Here is a 19,163-nt window from a genome sequence, read left to right on the forward strand (position 1 = left end):
GCTGGATTTCAGCCAGCCACGGCGGCGACGAGCATATAGGCCGTACCCAGGTCCATCGCCAGATGCGGCACCATCGCCACGCCACGTCCGGCCGACGCCTGTACCGGGTGTCCGCGCAGCCGGTGCAGGCGCCCCGCCCGGCTCAGGTATGCGCTCAGCACGACCGCGACGGCGTCGACGATGAACAACACCGCGAGCAGGATCGCGGGTCCGGTCGAAGGCCCTCCCGAGCTCCCGTCGGTGGTATGACCGGACATTGCGTACAGCATCACGGCAGAGGCGGCCAGGTGGTAGCCCAGCGCAACCACCGGCCCCACGCTCCGCTCTCCTGCACCGGTGTGCCAGCGCAGCGCCCGCCCGGCGAACAGCAGACCGAACACCACCGTCATGGCGATCAGCATGCCGCGCAACGCATGATGGCTGGCCTGCACGGGGAACAACACCATGGCCAGCATGACGGCGCACATGAGTAGATGCGCCGCATCGGATTCGGGGTCGGCGCTGCCGGACGAGCAGGGCGCGAGCTGCGCGGAGAGCGAATTCTTCTTTGGCGCAGGATTGTCGGTATTCGTCGCCAAACCTGGCCGCAGCACACCGACGACGACCACCCCCGCCGCCACGACGAAGGCGCCCACCACCATCCAGCGCAGAGCGGCGTACTCCACTACGAATGCTGCCATGCCCCAACACCTTTCACCGTGTCGACCGATCCGCACTCCATGCTCGCATCCGTTTCCCCCGCGCGGGGATCTTCGAAAGGCCTAGACGATCATGTCGGTCTTGCGGCGAACCCATCGCATTCGGCCGCCGCCCGGGCACACCGCCGAGGCGCATCCGAACCGGCGCCGGCAGGACATCGATCTTGTCGGTCCTGCGAGGAACGCATGGCATCCGGCCACTGCCCGGGCACACCATCGAGGCTCATCCGAGCCGACGCCGGCAGGACCGGGATCGGCGAGGCAGCCCGTCGGGACCGCCGTCGCATGCCCAGCGCGAAAACCGGGCGGACTCCTTCGGTGTGGCCGCCATGACCGCCGTGATCATCGAGCCCACCGGTTTCGCTACCCTGGATGACGCAATGACCAGGACCGCAGCCAGCCCACGTGAGCTACGCACCCGCCTGCCCTGGCTCACCATCCGCGACGAGCATCGGCTGCGCAAGCAGCTGGATCGGGCGCGCGGCGGGGACCTGAGCCGGGTCGAGGCCGAGATCGCGACGGCCGAGCAGCGTATCGAGAACCGGCGCGCCGCCGTACCGCGGATCAGCTATCCCGAACAGCTGCCGGTGACCGCGCGCCGCGCCGATATCGCCGATGCGATAGCCGCCAACCAGGTGGTGATCGTGGCTGGTGAGACCGGGTCGGGCAAGACGACGCAGATTCCGAAGATCTGTCTCGAGCTGGGGCGCGGTATCCGGGGCGCCATCGGCCACACGCAGCCGCGGCGGTTGGCCGCACGCACCGTCGCCGAACGCATCGCCACCGAACTCGACACCGAACTCGGTGACGCCGTCGGCTACACGGTCCGGTTCACCGACCACGCCGCCGAGCACACCCTGATCAAGTTGATGACCGACGGCATTCTGCTGGCCGAAATCCAGCGCGACCGGCTGCTGCGGGCCTACGACACGATCATCATCGACGAAGCGCACGAACGCAGTCTCAATATCGACTTCCTGCTCGGATACCTCAAACAACTGCTCCCGCGCAGGCCGGACCTCAAGGTGATCATCACCTCGGCCACCATCGATCCCGAACTGTTCGCCCGCCATTTCGCCGACGAATCGGGCACTCCCGCTCCGATCGTGGAGGTATCGGGGCGGTCGTATCCCGTGGAGATCCGGTACCGACCGCTGTCGCTCACGCTGCCCACGTCGGACGAGGGCAACGACCCCGACGAACTCGCGGAAACGGTGGTGGACCGTGACCCGGTGGACGCCATCGGCGAGGCGGTGGTCGAACTGTTCGCCGAGGGTGACGGGGATGTATTGGTGTTCCTGTCCGGTGAACGGGAGATCCGCGACACAGCGGATGCCCTGCGCGACCTCGCACTGCCGCGCACCGAAATCCTGCCGCTGTATGCGCGCCTGTCCACGGCCGAACAGCACCGGGTGTTCGCGCCGCATACCGGGCGGCGAGTGGTGCTGGCCACCAACGTCGCCGAAACGTCGCTGACCGTGCCGGGGATCCGGTATGTCGTCGACCCGGGCACGGCACGTATCTCCCGTTATTCGATGCGCACCAAGGTGCAGCGGCTGCCGATCGAACCGATCTCCCAGGCATCGGCCCGCCAGCGCGCCGGACGCTGCGGCCGCGTCGCCGACGGCATCTGCATCCGCCTGTACTCCGAGGACGATTTCGACTCCAGGCCCGCGTTCACCGATCCGGAGATCCTGCGCACCAACCTGGCCGCCGTCATCCTGCAGATGACCGCACTCGGTCTCGGCGATATCGAGAGCTTCCCGTTCGTGGAGGCCCCCGACCGGCGCGCGATCCGCGACGGTGTCGCCCTGCTGGAAGAACTCGGTGCACTCGCCCGCCGCACCGCCGATCCAGACGCCGCCGAGACGCAACCCGCTACGGACGAGCCGGCGAAGACCACGCGCCGCCACCCACCCGGCTCAGGGCTCGCACTGACCCCGACCGGCCGGGAAATGGCGCGGCTACCGGTGGATCCGCGGATGGCACGCATGCTCGTCGAGGCACACCGCAACGGCTGCCTGGCCGATGTGCTGGTCATCGTCGCAGCACTGTCCATCCAGGACGTGCGGGAACGTCCCGCCGAACACCAGCAGGCCGCAGATGCCCAGCATGCGCGATTCGCCGTCGAGAACTCCGATTTCCTCGCCTACCTGCGGCTGTGGGAGTACCTGACCGGGCAGCGCCGATCATTGTCGGCCAACCGGTTCCGGCGAATGTGCCGCGAAGAGTTCCTGCATTATCTACGGATCCGGGAATGGCAGGACCTGCACGGACAGCTGCGCACCATCACCAAAGGCATGGGCTGGTCGGCGCATGAGCATCCGGACTCTTCGCGAGCCGGCGACAAGACCGGGCGCCAGGACGGACCGGCAGACCGGACAGCCGGGACCGGCGCTCGCTCGTCACGCCGCCGGCGTTCCGGCCCGGCCGACCGGAAAGCATCGGCTCCAGCAACCCGGCTGGACTCGGGTCCACGCCCGGTCCAGGAAATGAGCACCGACACCGACCCGTGGGACGCCACCGCCATCCATCAGGCGCTGCTGGCCGGGATGCTGTCGCATATCGGGGTGCGCGAAGCCGAGTCCCGGGAATTCCTCGGCGCACGCGGTGCCAAGTTCATGATCTTCCCTGGCTCGTCGCTGGCGAAGAAACCACCGCGCTGGGTGATGGCCGCGGAACTGGTCGAAACCTCGCGGCTGTGGGGCCGGATGGCGGCCAAGGTGGAACCGGAATGGGCCGAGCAGCTGGCAGGCGATCTGGTGAAACGCACCTACTCCGAACCGCATTGGTCCGCTAAACGCGGTGCGGCGCGGGCTTATGAGCGGGTCACCCTCTACGGTGTTCCGCTGGTGACCCGCCGCGCAGTCGATTACGGCCGCATCGATGCGCAGGCCTCGCGTGAGCTGTTCATCCGCCACGCCTTGGTCCAGGGCGAATGGCAGACCAGGCACGAGTTCTTCCACCGCAACCGTGCCCTGCTCGACGATGTCGCCGATCTCGAACACCGGGCGCGGCGCCGCGACATCCTCGTCGACGACGAGGCGTTGTTCGAGTTCTACGACCGCCGCATCCCCGCCGATATCGTCTCGGTGCGGCATTTCGACAGCTGGTGGCGTTCGGCGCGGCGCGACAACCCCGCCCAACTGGATTTCACCACCGACACCGTCGTCAACGACAACGCCGCCCAGTTGAACCCGGCGGATTTCCCCGACTCCTGGCGCCAAGGTGAGCTGACCTTCCCGCTCACCTACCAGTTCGAGCCGGGCAACGACGACGACGGCGTGACGGTGCGCATCCCCGTGGAGCAACTCGCCCATGTGCGGGCGGTCGGCTTCGACTGGCTGGTGCCGGGCATGCGGGAGGAACTTGCGACGGCGCTGATCAAAACCCTGCCGAAACAGCTGCGCCGCGCCGTTGTCCCCGCACCGGATTTCGCCGCGGCCGCGCTGGCGGCGTTGACGCCGCGCGCCGAACCGCTGCGGACCGGGCTGGCCCGAGAATTGGCCCGGCTGAGTTCGGCGCCGATCACCGTCGGCGATCTGGATCCCGCCGCGCTGCCGGATCATCTGCGCATGACCTTCGCCGCCACCGGACCCGACGGGCAGGTGCTGGCCACCAATAAGAACCTGGCGCAGCTGAAAACCGCTTTGGCCGACCAGGTTTCCGCCTCGGTGGCCCGGGCGACCGCGGGAGCAGAGCGTGCGCCCGCTGTGGTGTGGACCGCCGAATCCCTCGGCACGGTCGAGCCGACAGTGCGCCGGAAGGTCGCCGGGCAGGTCGTCACCGGGTATCCGGCGCTGGTCGCCGAACCCGACGGTGTCGCGGTTCGAGTGCTGAGCTCGCCTGCCGAACAGGCCGCGGCGATGCGCACCGGCACCAGGGAGCTGGTGTTGCGCGCCATACCGACTTCGGTACGCACCGTGACCGCCGGGCTGTCGCCTGCCGACCGGCTGGTGTTGAGCCAGAACCCGTACGGTTCGCTCGACGCGCTGGTCGAGGACTGCCGCGCCGCCGCTGCCGATGAGCTCATCGCGGCCGCAGGCGGGCCGGTACGCAACCCGCAACATTTCGAGGCACTCGTCACCAAGCTCCGGCCCGAGCTGAGCACCGCGGTAGCGCGCCTGATACGGCGCGTGGTGCCGGTGCTGGCCGAAACGCACCGAGTGTCGACGGCGTTGAGCGCCACGCGGGAACGCGATATCGCCGACGACGTACGCGACCAACTGGCAGAACTGGTATTCCCGGGCTTCATCTCCGAATTCGGTAGCGCACGGCTGCGTGAGCTACCGCGATATCTGCGCGCGGCGGTGGTCCGGTTGGCGGCGCTGCCGGGGTCGGCGGTGCGCGACCGGCAGGGTATGGCCGAGGTCGACGCCGCGCTTGCCGCCTACGACCGGCTGCTGTCCGGGCTCCCGGAGAAGCGGCGCACCGCCCCGGAGGTACTCGATATCGGGTGGATGATCGAGGAACTACGGGTGAGTTTGTTCGCGCAGAAACTCGGCACCCCGTACCCGGTGTCCCTGAAACGCATCAAGAAAGCTATCGCGGCAATCCGGCCCTGAGATGACCCCCTGCACAATGACCGGTTCATCGTGCAGGGAACGGGTGTGCGTCGCTGGGCGTTGACGGTGGTCTCAGTCGCCGGCGCCGATGGCAGCTGCGCGGGCCTGACGCATGTCCCGGATCTCGCGTTCGAAATCCTCGGCCGAGGTGAACGAGCGGTACACCGACGCGAACCGCAGGTAGGCGACCTCGTCCAGGTCACGGAGCGGGCCGAGGATCGCCAAGCCGACTTCATGGCTGGGCACTTCCGGGGAGCCTTTGGCCCGTACCGTGTCTTCGACCTGCTGTGCGAGCAGGTTCAGGGCGTCGTCGTCGACCTCACGACCCTGGCAGGCGCGCCGCACGCCGCGGATGACCTTCTCCCGGCTGAAGGGTTCGGTGACACCGCTGCGTTTGACCACCGACAGGATCGCGGTTTCCACCGTGGTGAAGCGCCGCCCGCATTTCGGGCAGGCGCGTCTGCGGCGGATGGCCGCTCCTTCGTCGGCCTCGCGTGAGTCGACGACCCGGGAGTCGGGGTGGCGGCAGTACGGGCAGTGCATCCGAGATCCTTCGTCGATGCCTACGCTCGCGGCCGGGCCGGTCTCCGGTCGCGGCCACCGGTCCGGCGAGCGCCTGTACCGGACTGGCGCCCGGCACCGGGTAGGTCAGTGGTGTCGAGCGGCCTACTCCATAGCACTTCGAGAATACCGGTGCCCGGCTCGGTATGGTCGCACTCACCCCGATTCCGGGCGGCGGCGTCGCTGCCGGAAAGTCACCGCGGGTAACCTGCGCCGCGGCCGTCCACATCGGCAGTCTGCACCACCGACGACGCACCGGCAGGCCCGCTGGGTCGTACCGGCTCTGCCCGCAGGTGCGCGATACCGAGCAACGCGATCACCACCAGCGCGGTGAGCGCCGCGGATACGGCGAGCGCGGCCAACCCCAGCTGCGCCTGCGCCACTCGCTCCTGCGGATATCCGGCGGGTGGCCGAGCAGCAGCCGACATCGACGACATCACCGCCCGGTCGCTGCCGTAGGCCAGCGAGGCCGAACGCGGGCGCACTCCACGCGGGCGGCGGTCGGCGGGGCGGCGCAGGGAGACGCGAGCCCGTGTGGTGGTGCGCGTGCGGGTGAGAGAACCGGACGAGCCGGAGCCGCACGTGTTCACGGTATGCCCGGCGGTGCCTTCCCGCGGCACCACACCGGCATCGTCCGGATTGCGTCGTAATTCGGTTGTCTCGGTACGGTTTTCGCTGGTCGTCGTGCTCATCGGACAGACCTCCGTGCTGGATACGGTCATGGACGCCGCGCTGCGATTCGCTCATGCGTTCGAACGAACTGGTGTTCGATTTCTACCATGAGCCAGCGGGGAAGTCAGCAGAAACGCCGGACATACGTCGAACAGATGTTTGATACCTCGGCCGGGTCCGACTAGATTCGAACCAGAACATCGGCACGGGCACGGCACCGTCGAGCCGGACACCGACAGAAAGGGTATTTGCGGTGAGCCACACAGACGACACGGGTGGTGGGAACGGTTCCGGCGCCGAAACCACTGTGACCGGAAGGGATCTCACCGTGCGTCAGCGCAAAGTGCTCGAGGTGATCCGCACGTCGGTCAGCGAGCGCGGCTACCCGCCCAGCATCCGCGAGATCGGCGACGCCGTCGGATTGACCTCCACCTCGTCGGTTGCCCACCAGTTGCGCACCTTGGAACGCAAGGGCTATCTGCGCCGCGACCCGAACCGTCCGCGCGCCGTCGACGTCCGCGGCCTGGACGAGGCGGTACGTTCGGTCACCACCCTGTCCACCGGGGCCGCGGCCGGCGACACTGCCGCGGGGAAGGCCCCGGCTCCCGCTTCCGGCGCCGACCAGCCGACGCCGACATTCGTCCCCGTGCTCGGGCGTATCGCCGCCGGCGGCCCGATCCTGGCCGAGCAGGCCGTGGAAGACGTGTTCCCGCTGCCCCGCGAACTGGTCGGTGACGGGTCACTGTTCCTGCTCAAGGTCGTCGGCGAGTCGATGGTCGACGCCGCCATCTGCAATGGCGACTGGGTGGTGGTGCGCCAGCAGAACGTCGCCGACAACGGCGATATCGTAGCCGCGATGATCGACGGCGAAGCGACCGTCAAGACCTTCAAACACAGTGGGGACGATGTCTGGCTGATGCCGCACAATCCGCTGTTCGAACCGATCCCCGGTAACGATGCACAGATCCTCGGCAAGGTCGTGACCGTTATCCGAAAGATCTGACATCCATGACCTCGGCGCTGCCGCCCACAGCCCACGGCACCCGCCGACGGCAGCGCTCAGGCAACGACCGAGCCCGGAAAACCTCACGATCTCGCTGTCCGCAGCCATGAGCGATCACAACGGACCGAACAGCGGCACCCGTCGTTCCCCTGCTGTTCCCACCGGGCAACAACACCGGACCGGCCTGGTCTGGTACGCCGCCTACGGCTCGAATATGAACCCCGGCAGACTGCGCTGCTACCTGTCCGGCGGCACCCCGGAGGGCGGCAGCATGGCGCTACCCGGTTGCCGTGACAGCAGCTCCCCGTTGCGTTCGGTACCGCTCACGCTGCCCGGACTGCTGTATTTCGCCACCGAATCCCGAGTGTGGACCGGTGGCCGGGCCTTCTACGACCCCGACGCCGATGGCACGACCGCCGTGCGGGCTTATCTGCTCACCACGGCACAGTTCGGCGATATCGCCGCTCAGGAGATGTACCGCCCACCCGGCGCCGACCTCGACCTCGGCGAAGCGCTCGCGAACGGACGCCACAGCCTCGGCCCCGGCCGCTACGAAACCCTGGTCTGCACCGGCAGCCACGACGGGCACCCCGTCATCACCTGCACCGCCCCATGGCAGCACGGCGATCTCCCCGGCAACCCGCCGGCGGCCGCATACCTGCGTCACCTCGTCATGGGTCTCACAGATGCCCATCGGTGGACGATTCCCCAGACCGCCGCCTACCTGGCCACCCGCCCCGGCGCCGGTCCGCGCTGGTCCCCCGAGTCGGTCGCAGAACTCCTGTACACCGACACGCAGCGCTGAGCTCTGCTACCTACCTGATCGCCCGGCCCGGTGCGCGCCTCGAACGCCCGTGTGTCGGACATCGTCGGTCTGATCCGCCGCGACCAGGCCGTCGTCCACGCGGTGCGATTCTGGAGGCGAGCGTCCGAGGCGCATCTACCCGTCGGCTGCGGCCACTACTCCTCTTCCGCCTGCAGCGCCACAGATATCGCTCGGGCCCCTGTCCGGATCGTCTCGATGTAGCGGCCCCTTTCCGCCGGGCCGACCGCGCTGCGCAACGGCCCCAGCTGAACCTCGTACGGGGCCTCGGAGCCGGTGAATACGGGCGCGGAGACATAGCTGACGGGGAGTTCGGATTCGACGGCCAGTTCCGCAGCGCTGTACGGCCGCGCGGTGAGGCGGACCAGCTGTCGCAATGCCCTGGCCCGCATCTCGGGCTGCAGCAGTTCGGCGCCGAGCGCGGTGAGCAGATCGGCGAGGACATCCACCAGACCGGCGTCGTCGGCGTCGGGACGGAACATGGCGAAACCGCTGTCCGCGACGAATCGCAGCAGGTCAGGAGCTCCGTGGGCATGCCAAGCCGTGGCCAGCCACGCTGCGCGTTCGCGATCCGATCGCCACGGCATGACAGCCGCCCCCGCTGGGTAGGACAGCGGAACGGACTGCCCGACGGCCAACCCCGGCACGATCCGCTCCCCCGCATAGTGTTTGGCGATCACTGTCAAGCGGCCCCCGGAGATCCGGCTGAGCGTGGCACCGCATTCGGCCGCCTCGGCCACCGCTGCCAGCTCGGTCCGCACGGCCGCGCCAGGACGTGCCGGATCGGCAGCCAGACGCGCCAGTGCAGGCCCGAGCCGGTAGCGCAACGAATGATCCCGCTCGACCCAGCCCGCGTCGTGCAATTCGTTGAGCACGGCGGTCACCGTCGCTCGGGCCAGCGACGACGCCGCCGCGATCTCGGAAACACTCAGCGCCCGTGGGGATCCGGCAAGCATCTCGACCACCGTGATCACCCGCCGCGTCGGTGGCGACCACGACTTCGGCATATCCCTCTCCCTCGACGAAACCGGCACGAACGAACCCTTGAAGGCCGCTTGCCCAGGCCCTACACTGCATCGACTATTCGTCGTAGATTAGTCGAATACTCGACAACCCTATATTGCCCGAGGTCAGGAGGACCTATGCTTCTCGATCGGTTCCGGATCGACGGCCGGGTGGCGGTCGTGACCGGAGCGGGGCGCGGCCTGGGAGCCGCCGTCGCCACCGGATTCGCCCAAGCGGGTGCCGATGTGGTCGTCGCCGCCCGAACGGAACAGGACCTGCGCGCGGTGGCCGAACAGGTGACGGCAGCGGGGCGGCGCGCCCATATCGTGGTCGCCGACCTGGCCGACGCCGACGCGGCCGCAGCGCTCGCCGGCGCGGCGGTGTCGCAGTTCGGCCGGCTGGACATCGTGGTGAACAATGTCGGCGGCGCCCTGCCGAAACCGTTGCTGGACACCACACCCGCGGAGTTGGAGAGCGCGTTCTCGTTCAACGTCGCCACCGCGCACGCATTGATCAGGGCCGCGGTTCCGCAGATCCTCGACACGGCGGGCGGCGGCTCGATCATCAACATCACCTCGGCGATGGGCCGCCTGCCCGGTCGCGCTTTCGCCGCCTACGGCACCGCGAAAGCTGCACTCGCCCACTACACGCGGCTCGCCGCCGCTGACCTGTGCCCGCGTATCCGGGTCAACGGGATCGCTCCCGGCGCGATCCTCGCCTCGGCACTGGAAATGGTTGCCGCCAACGACGAGATGCGCACGGCGCTCGAGCAGGCCACGCCGCTGCGGCGGCTGGGCGACCCGGCCGATATCGCCGCCACCGCACTGTTCCTCGCCTCGGACGCGGGCAGCTACCTGACCGGCAAAGTGCTCGAGGTCGATGGCGGTCTCATCGCACCGAATCTCGAGATCCCGATCCCGGATCTGTGAGGAGATGATCATGACCTATCGCGTAGTGCACTGGGGCACCGGCAATGTGGGCAGGCATGCGCTGACCGGCATTCTCACCGATCGGCGGCTCGAACTCGCCGGGGTGCGGGTGTCAGGGGCGGACAAGGCGGGCCGTGATGCGGGCGAACTGGCCGGACTCGACATCCGCACGGGGATCACCGCGACCACCGACACCGACGCGCTGCTGGGCCTGCGACCCGACTGCGTCGTGTACACGGCCATGACCGACAACCGGCTCACCGACGCGCTGGAGGATCTGCGCACCATCCTCGCGGCCGGAATCAACGTGGTCGCCAGCGCGCCGGTGTTCCTGCAGTACCCGTGGGACGTGCTGCCTGCCGAACTGCTCGCACCCGTGGAACAGGCTGCGGCCCAGGGCGGTTCATCGCTGTTCGTCAACGGGATCGACCCGGGTTTCGCCAACGATCTGCTGCCGATGGCGCTACTGGGCACTTGTCAGCGGGTCGACCAGGTGCGCTGTCTGGAAATCGTCGATTACGCCACCTACGACAACGCCGCCGTCATGTTCGACATCATGGGTTTCGGCAAGCCCCTCGACGAGACGCCGATCCTGCTGCAGCCCGGGGTGCTGACCCTGGCCTGGGGCAGCGTGGTCCGCCAACTGGCGGCCGGGCTCGGGATCACCCTCGACTCGGTCACTCAGACCGTCGAACGGATTCCCGCGCCGCAGGATTTCGATATCGCCTCCGGGCATATCCGGGCAGGCACCGCGGCTGGGCTCCGGTTCGAGGTGTGCGGCATGGTCGGCGACCGGGCTGTGACCGTGCTCGAGCACATCACTCGCCTGCGCGCCGACCTCGCGCCCGAGTGGCCACAACCGGCCCGAGCAGGCGGCTCCTACCGGGTGGAGGTCACCGGGGAACCGCATTACGTGCTCGACCTGAGCTCGTCGAGCGACCACGGCGACCACAACCATGCCAACCTGGTCGCCACCGCGATGCGGTTGGTGAACGCTATTCCGGCCGTGGTGGCGGCCGAACCAGGTATCCGCACCACCCTGGATCTGCCGTTGGTGACCGGCATCGGTCGCGCCGACCCGCCCGCCCCGAGTCCGAACTGAACAGGAGTATCGTCGCACCGGCCGCCCGTCGGCCCATGAGCAAAGATCGCCGCCCAGGAAGCATTGTCCGGGCACATCGATATCTCCGGGTCTCGAGGGAAATGGTTGAATTCCTGGCACGCGACTGCGTGAACGTGGCGGCCGCGACCTCGCGACTCGGGTGCCTGCGCCCGGAGTCCTGCACGACAGGCGGTATTGGACGTGGACGAGCTCCTCAACAGCGCCAGTGGCTTCATCTGGGGCCCCTGGCTGCTCATTCCCCTGCTTCTGCTGACCGGCCTGTACCTGACGGTGCTGCTGCGCGGTCTGCAGATCCGCAAACTCGGGACCGCGCTCTGGCTCGCCTTCGTCAAACGCCGCGAGCCCGACGGGGCCGGGGACATCTCGCACTATCAGGCGTTGTCGACCGCGCTGGCCGCCACCGTCGGTGTCGGCAATATCGCCGGTGTGGCGACGGCGATCGCACTCGGCGGCCCGGGCGCGGTGTTCTGGATGTGGTGCACCGGCCTGGTGGGGATGGCCACCAAATACAGCGAGGCGTTCCTTGGTGTCCGGTTCCGGCGTACCGACGCTGCCGGTGAGCAGGCCGGCGGGCCGATGCACTATCTGCGGGAAGGCATCAAAGGTCCGTTCGGCGTGTTCCTCGGCGGGTTCTTCGCGGTGGCCGGTGTTTTCGCCTCGTTCGGCATCGGCAATATGACCCAGGCCAACACGGTCGCCGCCAACGTGGAATCCGAGTGGGGTCTGCCCACCTGGGTCACCGGCCTGATCATCACCGGTCTGGCCGCAGCGGTCATCCTCGGCGGTATCAAGAACATCGGCCGCGTCACCAGCCTCTTCGTGCCGGTCATGATCATCCTCTATATCGTCGGCGCGGCCGCGGTGCTGGCCTTCAACGTCACCGAACTGCCCGCCGCGATCGGGCTCATCGTCACCGACGCGTTCACCGGCACCGCTGCCACGGGCGGTTTCGTCGGTGCCGGTGTCGCGGCCGCCATCCGCTACGGTGTCGCGCGCGGCATCTTCTCCAACGAATCCGGGCTCGGCACCGGTGGTATCGCCGCCGCGGCCGCCCAGACCACACACCCGGTGCGCCAAGCCCTCGTCTCGATGACCCAGACCTTCATCGACACGCTGGTCGTGGTGAGTTTCACCGGCCTCACCATCGTGGTGACCGGGGTCTGGAAGTCCGACAGTTCCCCGGCGACATTCACCGCGGACGCGTTCGCCCAGGCACTGCCCGGCACCTGGGGCAGCGTCATCGTGACGGTGAGCGTGATCTTCTTCGCGTTCTCCACCGTGCTCGGCTGGTCCTACTACGGCGACCGCTGCATCGAGTACCTGTTCGGCCGCAAGCTGGTGCTGCCGTACCGGATCGTGTTCATCGTGGTCGTCTATCTCGGCGCGACACGGGAGCTGTCGACGGTGTGGACGTTCTCCGATGTGGCCAACGGCCTGATGGCACTGCCGAACCTGATCGGCCTGGTCATCTTGTCCCCGCTGGTCTACCGGGAGACGAAGGCCTACTTCGACGGCAAACAATCCGACGAAGTACGGGTGCACTGACCTGCGCCGCACCGCCCGCCCACGTTTGGTGGGCGTGGCGCCGGGAAACCGGCGTGCGGAAGGAGGCGCGGTGAGACACAATCGCGCAGCGCTCATTGCGCCGACGGGGTGCGAGAAACTCCCGCAGGACACAGGAGGCAGTGATGAGTGAGATGAGCGAGATGAGCGAAACGAACGACACCTGGGATCCGCCGCAGGACACGGGCGCGCCGGACGCGGCCGAGACCGACGCAGCCGGTCTGAGCGCGTCCGAGGACCTCGACGAGGACGAACTGCGTTCGGACCCGCTCGAGGAGGGTATGGACCCGCCTGAGCACTGGTCCGGTGTCGACCAATACGGTATGACCCCGCGTGAGGAGCGCACGCCGCGCCCCATGGACGACCGTCTCGACGAAGAACAACCCGATACGGTCGCCGACCCGCCGGACGAGCCGGGTCCGGCCGAATCCGATGCGATGACCGTCGGTGGCGAGGACGTGATCAACCCGCCGCACGAATACGAGCGGGATCTGGGTATCGACGCCGATATCGCGGGCGGTTCGGTGGCGGACGAGATCCGGGAGGCCGAACCCCCGGAGTAGCGCAGCACGCTCGCCCGATCACCCTCGGCGATGCGTGGGCCGGGTGGTTGTGGAGCTAGGACCGGCGGGCGTCGCCGCAGCCGGGGAAGCGGTGCGCTCTTCCTCTGGTTTGCCGTGCGCCTACCTGGGCATTCGTTTCTCGACCATAAGACGCCGGCATGCGATCGGCAGCGTGGATCCCCGCACGGCCGGCGAACCTGCCGAACCGAAAGGTCAACCGCGATGTCACGCTACGACACCACTGCCGCAACAACACCCCGCTCCCCGCTGCAGCTCGCCGCTATGGCGGTCGGGGCGGTTTTCCTGCTGGTGGGAGTCCTCGGCTTCATCCCCGGTATCACCACCGACTACGACTCGCTCGAATGGGCAGGCCATCACTCCGAGGCGCAACTGCTCGGCCTGTTCAACGTGTCCATCCTGCACAACCTTGTGCACCTGCTGTTCGGCATCGTCGGACTGATCGCCGGACGCACCCCGGGCGCCGCCCGCGCCTTCCTGATCGGTGGCGGCGCGATCTACCTGGTGCTGTGGCTGTACGGGCTGCTCATCGATTTCGGCAGCGACGCCAATTTCCTGCCCTTGGACACCGCCGACAACTGGCTGCACTTCGGCCTCGGGGTCGGGATGATCGCGCTGGGGGCGGCTCTGCCCCGAGTATCCGGGATCACGCCTCCCGGTGGAGGCAGGCAGACCGGGATCATCGAGTAATTTGCGCGGACCGCGGCAACGGTTCAGAACTACCAGAGGCGCTTACCTCCGCATGAATGCGGAGGCTTGCGCGGACGTTCGTTGAGTCAGGACAGTTTGAGGCTGCGCCCGATGATTTCCTTCATGATCTCGGTGGTGCCGCCGTAGATCGTCTGCACGCGAGCATCCAGGTAGGCCTGGGCGATCGGGTATTCCTGCATGTAGCCGTAGCCGCCGTGCAGTTGCAGGCAGCGGTTGATCAGCTCGACCTGCTCCTCGGTGCTCCACCATTTGGCCATCGCGGCATCTTCGACGCTCAGCTTGCCCGCGTTCAGGTCCTCGATGCACTTATCGACGAAAACGCGCACCGCGGTGGTCTTGGTGGCCAGCTCGGCCAGCACGAACCGGGTGTTCTGCTGCGCGCCGATCGGCTTGCCGAACGCCTTGCGGTCGCGGACGTACTGGATGGTTCTCTGCAGCGTGGATTCCATCGCCGCGGCCGCCACGGCCGCGATCGACAGTCGTTCCTGCGGCAGATTCTGCATGAGGTGGATGAAGCCCATGCCTTCCTGGCCGAGCAGGTTCGCGGCGGGCACCCGGACGTCGGTGAAGCTGAGCTCGGCCGTGTCCTGCGCTTTGAGACCGATCTTGTCCAGGTTGCGGCCCCGTTCGAAGCCGGGCATACCGCGCTCGACAACGAGCAGGCTGAAGCCCATGGCGCCCTTGTCGGGGTCGGTCTGGGCGACGACGATGACGAGATCGGCGTTGATGCCGTTGGTGATGAAGGTCTTGGCGCCGTTGAGCACCCAGTCGTCGCCATCGCGGACCGCGCGCGTCTTGATGCCCTGCAGATCCGAACCGGTGCCCGGTTCGGTCATCGCGATGGCGGTGATGGTCTCACCGGAACAGAAGCCGGGTAGCCAGCGCTTCTTCTGCTCCTCGTTGGTCAGGTCAAGCAGATACGGGGCGACGACGTCGTTGTGCAGCGTGAAGCCGAGACCCGAATACAGCCCGTTCACACACTCTTCGGCGATAACCGCGTTGTAGCGGAAGTCCTTCACCCCACCGCCGCCGTATTCCTCCGGCACGGCCATACCGAGGAATCCCTGCTTACCTGCCTCGATCCAGGCAGCACGGTCGACGACACCCTGCTCGGCCCACTGCTCGTGGTTCGGCGCGACGTGTGTGTCGAGAAATTTACGGAAGGACTCCCGGAACAGATCGTGCTCGGGCTCGAACAGTGTGCGCTCCACACCAACCTCCTAATGACTACACGGGCCGTTCCACACCGGCCCGCATTGTCACCACCGTACCCGGAATGAGAACCGGTGTTTACTTTGCACCCGAAATGCCGTGCATCACCACCTATAGCGTGCCCATGGCCTACACCTGCGGCCATTCACGCCTGGGCTGCGGGAGAAAGAGCGGGCGCCGCTGCGCGGCTCGATCAGAAAGGCAGCATGTCGCGTACCCGCCCCGCCAGAGTGCGCCCGGTATCGCCTTCCCGTTCGGCGAACAGGAATGTCAACTCCTCCTGTAGCGACTTGCGGACGACCGCGCCGAGCTGGACGGCGGCCTCGTCCAGATCGGTGGCGTCGCGCCACGGCGCCGGGTCGATGGGCGCGCCGGCAGAGAAGTAGAAACGTTCCGGCCGTGGGATCCAGGTGGGGCCGATGCCTTTGAGCAACGGCGGGGTGAGTTCGGCGTTGATACCGAGGGCTTCGACGAGCCAGCGCAGCGGACGCAGCGCCAGATGGTCGCCGTCGACGAGGATGTCGTAGGCGTCGTCGATGCCGATCATCGCGACCGGCACGATCGGGGCACCCGTTTCGATCGCCATCCGCGCGAACCCGGTGCGGCCCTCCCAGCGCAGCTGGTATTTCTCACCCTTGCGGCGCACCGCCTCTCGACCACCGCCGGGGAACACGATCACCGCTTCGCCTGCCTCGAGCAGGGCCCGGCAATTCGCCCTGGTGCCGCGCACCGCACCGTAGTACTGCAGCAGGTGGCGCACCCCCGGCGCGCCGATGAGCACATGTTCGGCAAGACCGCGGATCAACCTGCCGCGGCGGCGCAGCACCTCGGGCAGCAGCAGGGGCGCATCGAAACCGCCGAGCAGATTGTGGTTTCCGACGAGCAGCACCGGGCCTTCGGCCGGAATGTTCTCCAGGCCGTAGTACCGGGGACTGGCCCAGGTGCGTATCGGTGCCAGCATGGCGTCGAGCACCCACAGATCGGCGTCGCTCAGCGACACCGTCAGCGGCGCGCCGTCGGTGAGAACGGGGACGCGGGACGCGATCTCGCCGTTGCGACGAGCACCGGAATCGGCTGGACCGAGGCCGAGCGACATGAACCCTCCTGATGTCGATTCGATGACGATATCGCAACGAAACCGCTTGCGTCGCACCGGATACGGACATCGGCAGGTCGCCCGGCTGCGAGCCGTGCGGGGGCTACGAGGCGGCGGGCGCCGTTCCCGCGTAGGCGTACTCCGACAACGCCGCCGCCAGCGCCTGCGGCACCCGGGCATGGACTCTGGTCCCGCCCTCCTCATGGCTGGTGCTGTCGATCCGGCCGTCGGCGTGGATACGGGCGAGCAGATCCCCGCGAGTGTACGGCAGCAGCACACTGACTTCGACGTCGAGACCGCCGAGCACCTCGGCGATCCGGCCGCGTAGCTCCTCGATTCCGATATCTTTGTGCGCGGAGACGAACACCGCATCCGGTAGCTGCGCGCGCAGGTTGGCAAGCTCAACCGGTTCCATGGCGTCGATCTTGTTGACCGCCAGCAACTCCGGCGGGGCAGGTGCACCCGACTCCCGGATCACATCGGTGATCACCTCACGGACCGCCTTGATCTGCTCGGCGGGCAGCGAATCAGAACCGTCGACCACATGCAGCAGCAGATCGGCGCCGGTGACCTCTTCCAACGTGGACCGGAACGCCTCGACCAGCTGGGTCGGCAGATGCCGCACGAAACCGACGGTATCGGTGAACACGACCTCGCGACCGTCGTCGAGCTGAGCGCGCCGCGTGGTGGGGTCCAGTGTGGCGAACAACGCGTCCTGCACCAGCACACCGGAGCCGGTCAGCGCGTTCATCAGGCTGGATTTACCGGCGTTGGTGTAGCCGACGATCGCCACCGACGGGATACCGCTGGACGTACGGCGCGAACGCATCGTGTCCCGCGCGGTCTTCATCTCGCGGATCTCGCGGCGCAGCTTTGCCATCCGCTCACGGATGCGACGCCGGTCGGTTTCGATCTTGGTCTCACCGGGGCCACGCAGACCCACACCACCGTTACTGCCCGCCCGGCCACCGGCCTGCCGGGACATCGATTCACCCCAGCCACGCAGCCGCGGCAGCATGTACTCCATCTGGGCGAGCGCGACCTGCGCCTTACCCTCCCGGGAGGTGGCGTGCTGGGCGAAGATGTCCAGGATCAGCGCGGTGCGGTCGACAACCTTCACCTTGACGACCTTTTCCAGCGCGGTCAGCTGCGCCGGAGTCAGTTCACCATCGCAGATCACCGTGTCCGCGCCGCTGGCCAGCACCACCGCACGCAGCTCGTCGGCTTTACCTGAACCGATATAGGTGGCCGGATCGGGCCGCTCACGGCGCTGGATGAGCGCCTCCAGCACCTCCGAACCCGCGGTTTCGGCCAGCCGCGCCAGCTCGGCCATACTGGCCTCGGCACTCGCGGCACTGCCCTCGGTCCACACCCCGACCAGCACGACCCGTTCCAGGCGCAGCTGGCGATATTCGACCTCGGTGATATCGGTGAGTTCGGTGGACAACCCGGCGACGCGGCGCAACGCGCTGCGATCCTCGAGCTGCAGCTCACCGGTCGTGGGGGCAGCGGACCAGCCGCGCGCCTCATCGCGGGGGCCGATATCGATCCCCCCGATGGCGTAACCGTCCGCGTCGGTGACGTCCTCGAGGTCGTCGAACACCTCGAACGACCCGTCGGCCGAACCCGCGGACCGTCCGCTCATATCTACAGATTCAGAATTCCTCATACACCATCCATGCTGCCACGAAACCCCAGGGCAGCGCATGTGATATTCCCGCGGTCCGCGCTCACTGCTGGAACCACCACCGGTCGGCGATCCGGCCGGAGGCGACCAGTTGCGACGGCCCGCGCAACCAACCTCGGCCGACATCCAACCCCGCCCGCACCTCACCGCCCGGTACCCGCACCATCACCTCGCCGCGATCGGTCCCGATCGCGAAACCCTCCGCGGCCAGCGCCGCGGTCGCGGCCGCGACCGTTCCGGTGCCGCACGACCTGGTCTCTCCCACGCCACGTTCGTAAACCCGCATATCAACCGCGCGCGCGGGGTCGACGGCAGTGAGAATCTCGATGTTCACACCGTTGGGGAAGAAACCCGGGTCGTAGCCGGGCGCGACGGCCAAATCGATCGCGCCGAGCGCATCGGCCGACAGGGCCGGATCGACACAGGCCAGATGCGGGTTGCCGACATCGACACCGATCCCGCGATACGCGCGGCCCGCGATGGTTGCCGTGGCTTCACCCAACACCCGAACCGGCCCCATATCGACCGTGATATCCCCGTGCACCGCATCCGCAGCGTGCACAGTGATCGGACGGGCACCTGCCCGGCTGCCGACGGAGTACCGGTCGCCGGTCTGCATACCCGCCACCGCGAGATAGTGCGCGAACACCCGAACCCCGTTACCGCACATCTCCGCGATCGAACCGTCGGCATTGCGGTAGTCCATGAACCAGTCCTCGCCTGCCACGCCCGGCGGCAGGTCGGTGAGCACCCCCGACCGCTGCAACGCATCCGCCCGCGCCACCCGCAGCACCCCGTCGGCACCCAGGCCCCGGCGGCGGTCACACAGCGCCGCGACCCGTTCGGCGGTCAGCTCCAGCTGCGCGTCGGGGTCGGGCAGCACCACGAAATCGTTCTGGGTGCCGTGCCCCTTGGTGAACTCGATGCCGGTCAC

Annotated in this window: 16 protein-coding genes; 8 read left to right on the top strand and 8 right to left on the bottom strand. The window is 67.8% G+C overall.

Annotation, left to right across the window (positions count from 1 at the left end; all coding sequences use genetic code 11):
* Window positions 1-8: 8 nt before the first annotated feature.
* On the bottom strand, window positions 9-680 hold the full coding sequence (locus tag B0T44_RS05095) for a DUF5134 domain-containing protein (RefSeq protein WP_077117939.1): 672 nt from the start codon (window positions 678-680) through the stop codon (window positions 9-11).
* 398 nt (window positions 681-1,078) lie between these two features.
* Here B0T44_RS05095 and hrpA point away from each other — a divergent pair, with 398 nt between their 5' ends.
* A complete protein-coding gene (gene hrpA / locus B0T44_RS05100; RefSeq protein ID WP_077118128.1) occupies window positions 1,079-5,263 on the top strand; it encodes an ATP-dependent RNA helicase HrpA in 4,185 nt (1,394 codons plus the stop codon).
* Between the two features lie 72 nt (window positions 5,264-5,335).
* Here hrpA and nrdR read toward each other — a convergent pair whose 3' ends face one another.
* Window positions 5,336-5,806, bottom strand: coding sequence for a transcriptional regulator NrdR (gene nrdR, locus B0T44_RS05105; protein ID WP_077117941.1), 471 nt, complete (start codon window positions 5,804-5,806; stop codon window positions 5,336-5,338).
* Between the two features lie 212 nt (window positions 5,807-6,018).
* On the bottom strand, window positions 6,019-6,516 hold the full coding sequence (locus B0T44_RS05110; RefSeq protein ID WP_139347876.1) for a hypothetical protein: 498 nt from the start codon (window positions 6,514-6,516) through the stop codon (window positions 6,019-6,021).
* Window positions 6,517-6,749: 233 nt separating this feature from the next.
* Between B0T44_RS05110 and lexA the strand changes: the two genes are divergently transcribed.
* Entirely contained in the window at window positions 6,750-7,499 is a 750-nt protein-coding gene (lexA, locus tag B0T44_RS05115; protein WP_081511614.1) for a transcriptional repressor LexA, read from the top strand.
* Window positions 7,500-7,605: 106 nt separating this feature from the next.
* Window positions 7,606-8,304, top strand: a complete 699-nt coding sequence (locus tag B0T44_RS05120; protein ID WP_254854209.1) for a histone deacetylase — start codon at window positions 7,606-7,608, stop codon at window positions 8,302-8,304.
* A gap of 155 nt (window positions 8,305-8,459) precedes the next feature.
* Here the strand turns inward: B0T44_RS05120 and B0T44_RS05125 are convergent, their stop codons facing one another.
* Entirely contained in the window at window positions 8,460-9,329 is an 870-nt protein-coding gene (locus B0T44_RS05125; RefSeq protein ID WP_077117946.1) for a helix-turn-helix domain-containing protein, read from the bottom strand.
* A gap of 135 nt (window positions 9,330-9,464) precedes the next feature.
* On the opposite strand from B0T44_RS05125, the gene B0T44_RS05130 reads away from it, so the two are divergent.
* From B0T44_RS05130 to B0T44_RS05150, 5 genes are all read left to right on the top strand, one after another.
* On the top strand, window positions 9,465-10,256 hold the full coding sequence (locus B0T44_RS05130; protein ID WP_077117948.1) for an SDR family oxidoreductase: 792 nt from the start codon (window positions 9,465-9,467) through the stop codon (window positions 10,254-10,256).
* Window positions 10,257-10,266: 10 nt separating this feature from the next.
* Window positions 10,267-11,358 carry an NAD(P)H-dependent amine dehydrogenase family protein gene (locus B0T44_RS05135; RefSeq protein ID WP_077118134.1) on the top strand — a complete coding sequence of 364 codons (1,092 nt, stop codon included), beginning with the start codon at window positions 10,267-10,269 and terminating at the stop codon, window positions 11,356-11,358.
* A 195-nt stretch (window positions 11,359-11,553) separates the two neighbouring features.
* The gene (locus tag B0T44_RS05140) at window positions 11,554-12,924 is read left to right on the top strand and encodes an alanine/glycine:cation symporter family protein (protein WP_438269010.1); all 1,371 of its coding nucleotides are present in this window, start codon (window positions 11,554-11,556) and stop codon (window positions 12,922-12,924) included.
* A 143-nt stretch (window positions 12,925-13,067) separates the two neighbouring features.
* Window positions 13,068-13,505 carry a hypothetical protein gene (locus tag B0T44_RS05145; RefSeq protein ID WP_245839500.1) on the top strand — a complete coding sequence of 146 codons (438 nt, stop codon included), beginning with the start codon at window positions 13,068-13,070 and terminating at the stop codon, window positions 13,503-13,505.
* Window positions 13,506-13,727: 222 nt separating this feature from the next.
* The gene (locus tag B0T44_RS05150) at window positions 13,728-14,213 is read left to right on the top strand and encodes a DUF4383 domain-containing protein (protein ID WP_077117952.1); all 486 of its coding nucleotides are present in this window, start codon (window positions 13,728-13,730) and stop codon (window positions 14,211-14,213) included.
* An 86-nt stretch (window positions 14,214-14,299) separates the two neighbouring features.
* Here the strand turns inward: B0T44_RS05150 and B0T44_RS05155 are convergent, their stop codons facing one another.
* From B0T44_RS05155 to dapF, 4 genes are all read right to left on the bottom strand, one after another.
* Window positions 14,300-15,445 carry an acyl-CoA dehydrogenase family protein gene (locus tag B0T44_RS05155; protein WP_077117954.1) on the bottom strand — a complete coding sequence of 382 codons (1,146 nt, stop codon included), beginning with the start codon at window positions 15,443-15,445 and terminating at the stop codon, window positions 14,300-14,302.
* A 194-nt stretch (window positions 15,446-15,639) separates the two neighbouring features.
* Window positions 15,640-16,542 carry a lysophospholipid acyltransferase family protein gene (locus B0T44_RS05160; protein ID WP_081511616.1) on the bottom strand — a complete coding sequence of 301 codons (903 nt, stop codon included), beginning with the start codon at window positions 16,540-16,542 and terminating at the stop codon, window positions 15,640-15,642.
* A gap of 103 nt (window positions 16,543-16,645) precedes the next feature.
* Entirely contained in the window at window positions 16,646-18,187 is a 1,542-nt protein-coding gene (hflX, locus tag B0T44_RS05165) for a GTPase HflX (RefSeq protein ID WP_081511618.1), read from the bottom strand.
* 85 nt (window positions 18,188-18,272) lie between these two features.
* Complete coding sequence (dapF, locus tag B0T44_RS05170) at window positions 18,273-19,154, bottom strand: diaminopimelate epimerase (protein WP_077118143.1); 882 nt, start codon at window positions 19,152-19,154, stop codon at window positions 18,273-18,275.
* Window positions 19,155-19,163: the final 9 nt, after the last annotated feature.

The organism is Nocardia donostiensis, assembly GCF_002081715.1.
In the GTDB taxonomy this organism is placed as follows: domain Bacteria; phylum Actinomycetota; class Actinomycetes; order Mycobacteriales; family Mycobacteriaceae; genus Nocardia; species Nocardia donostiensis.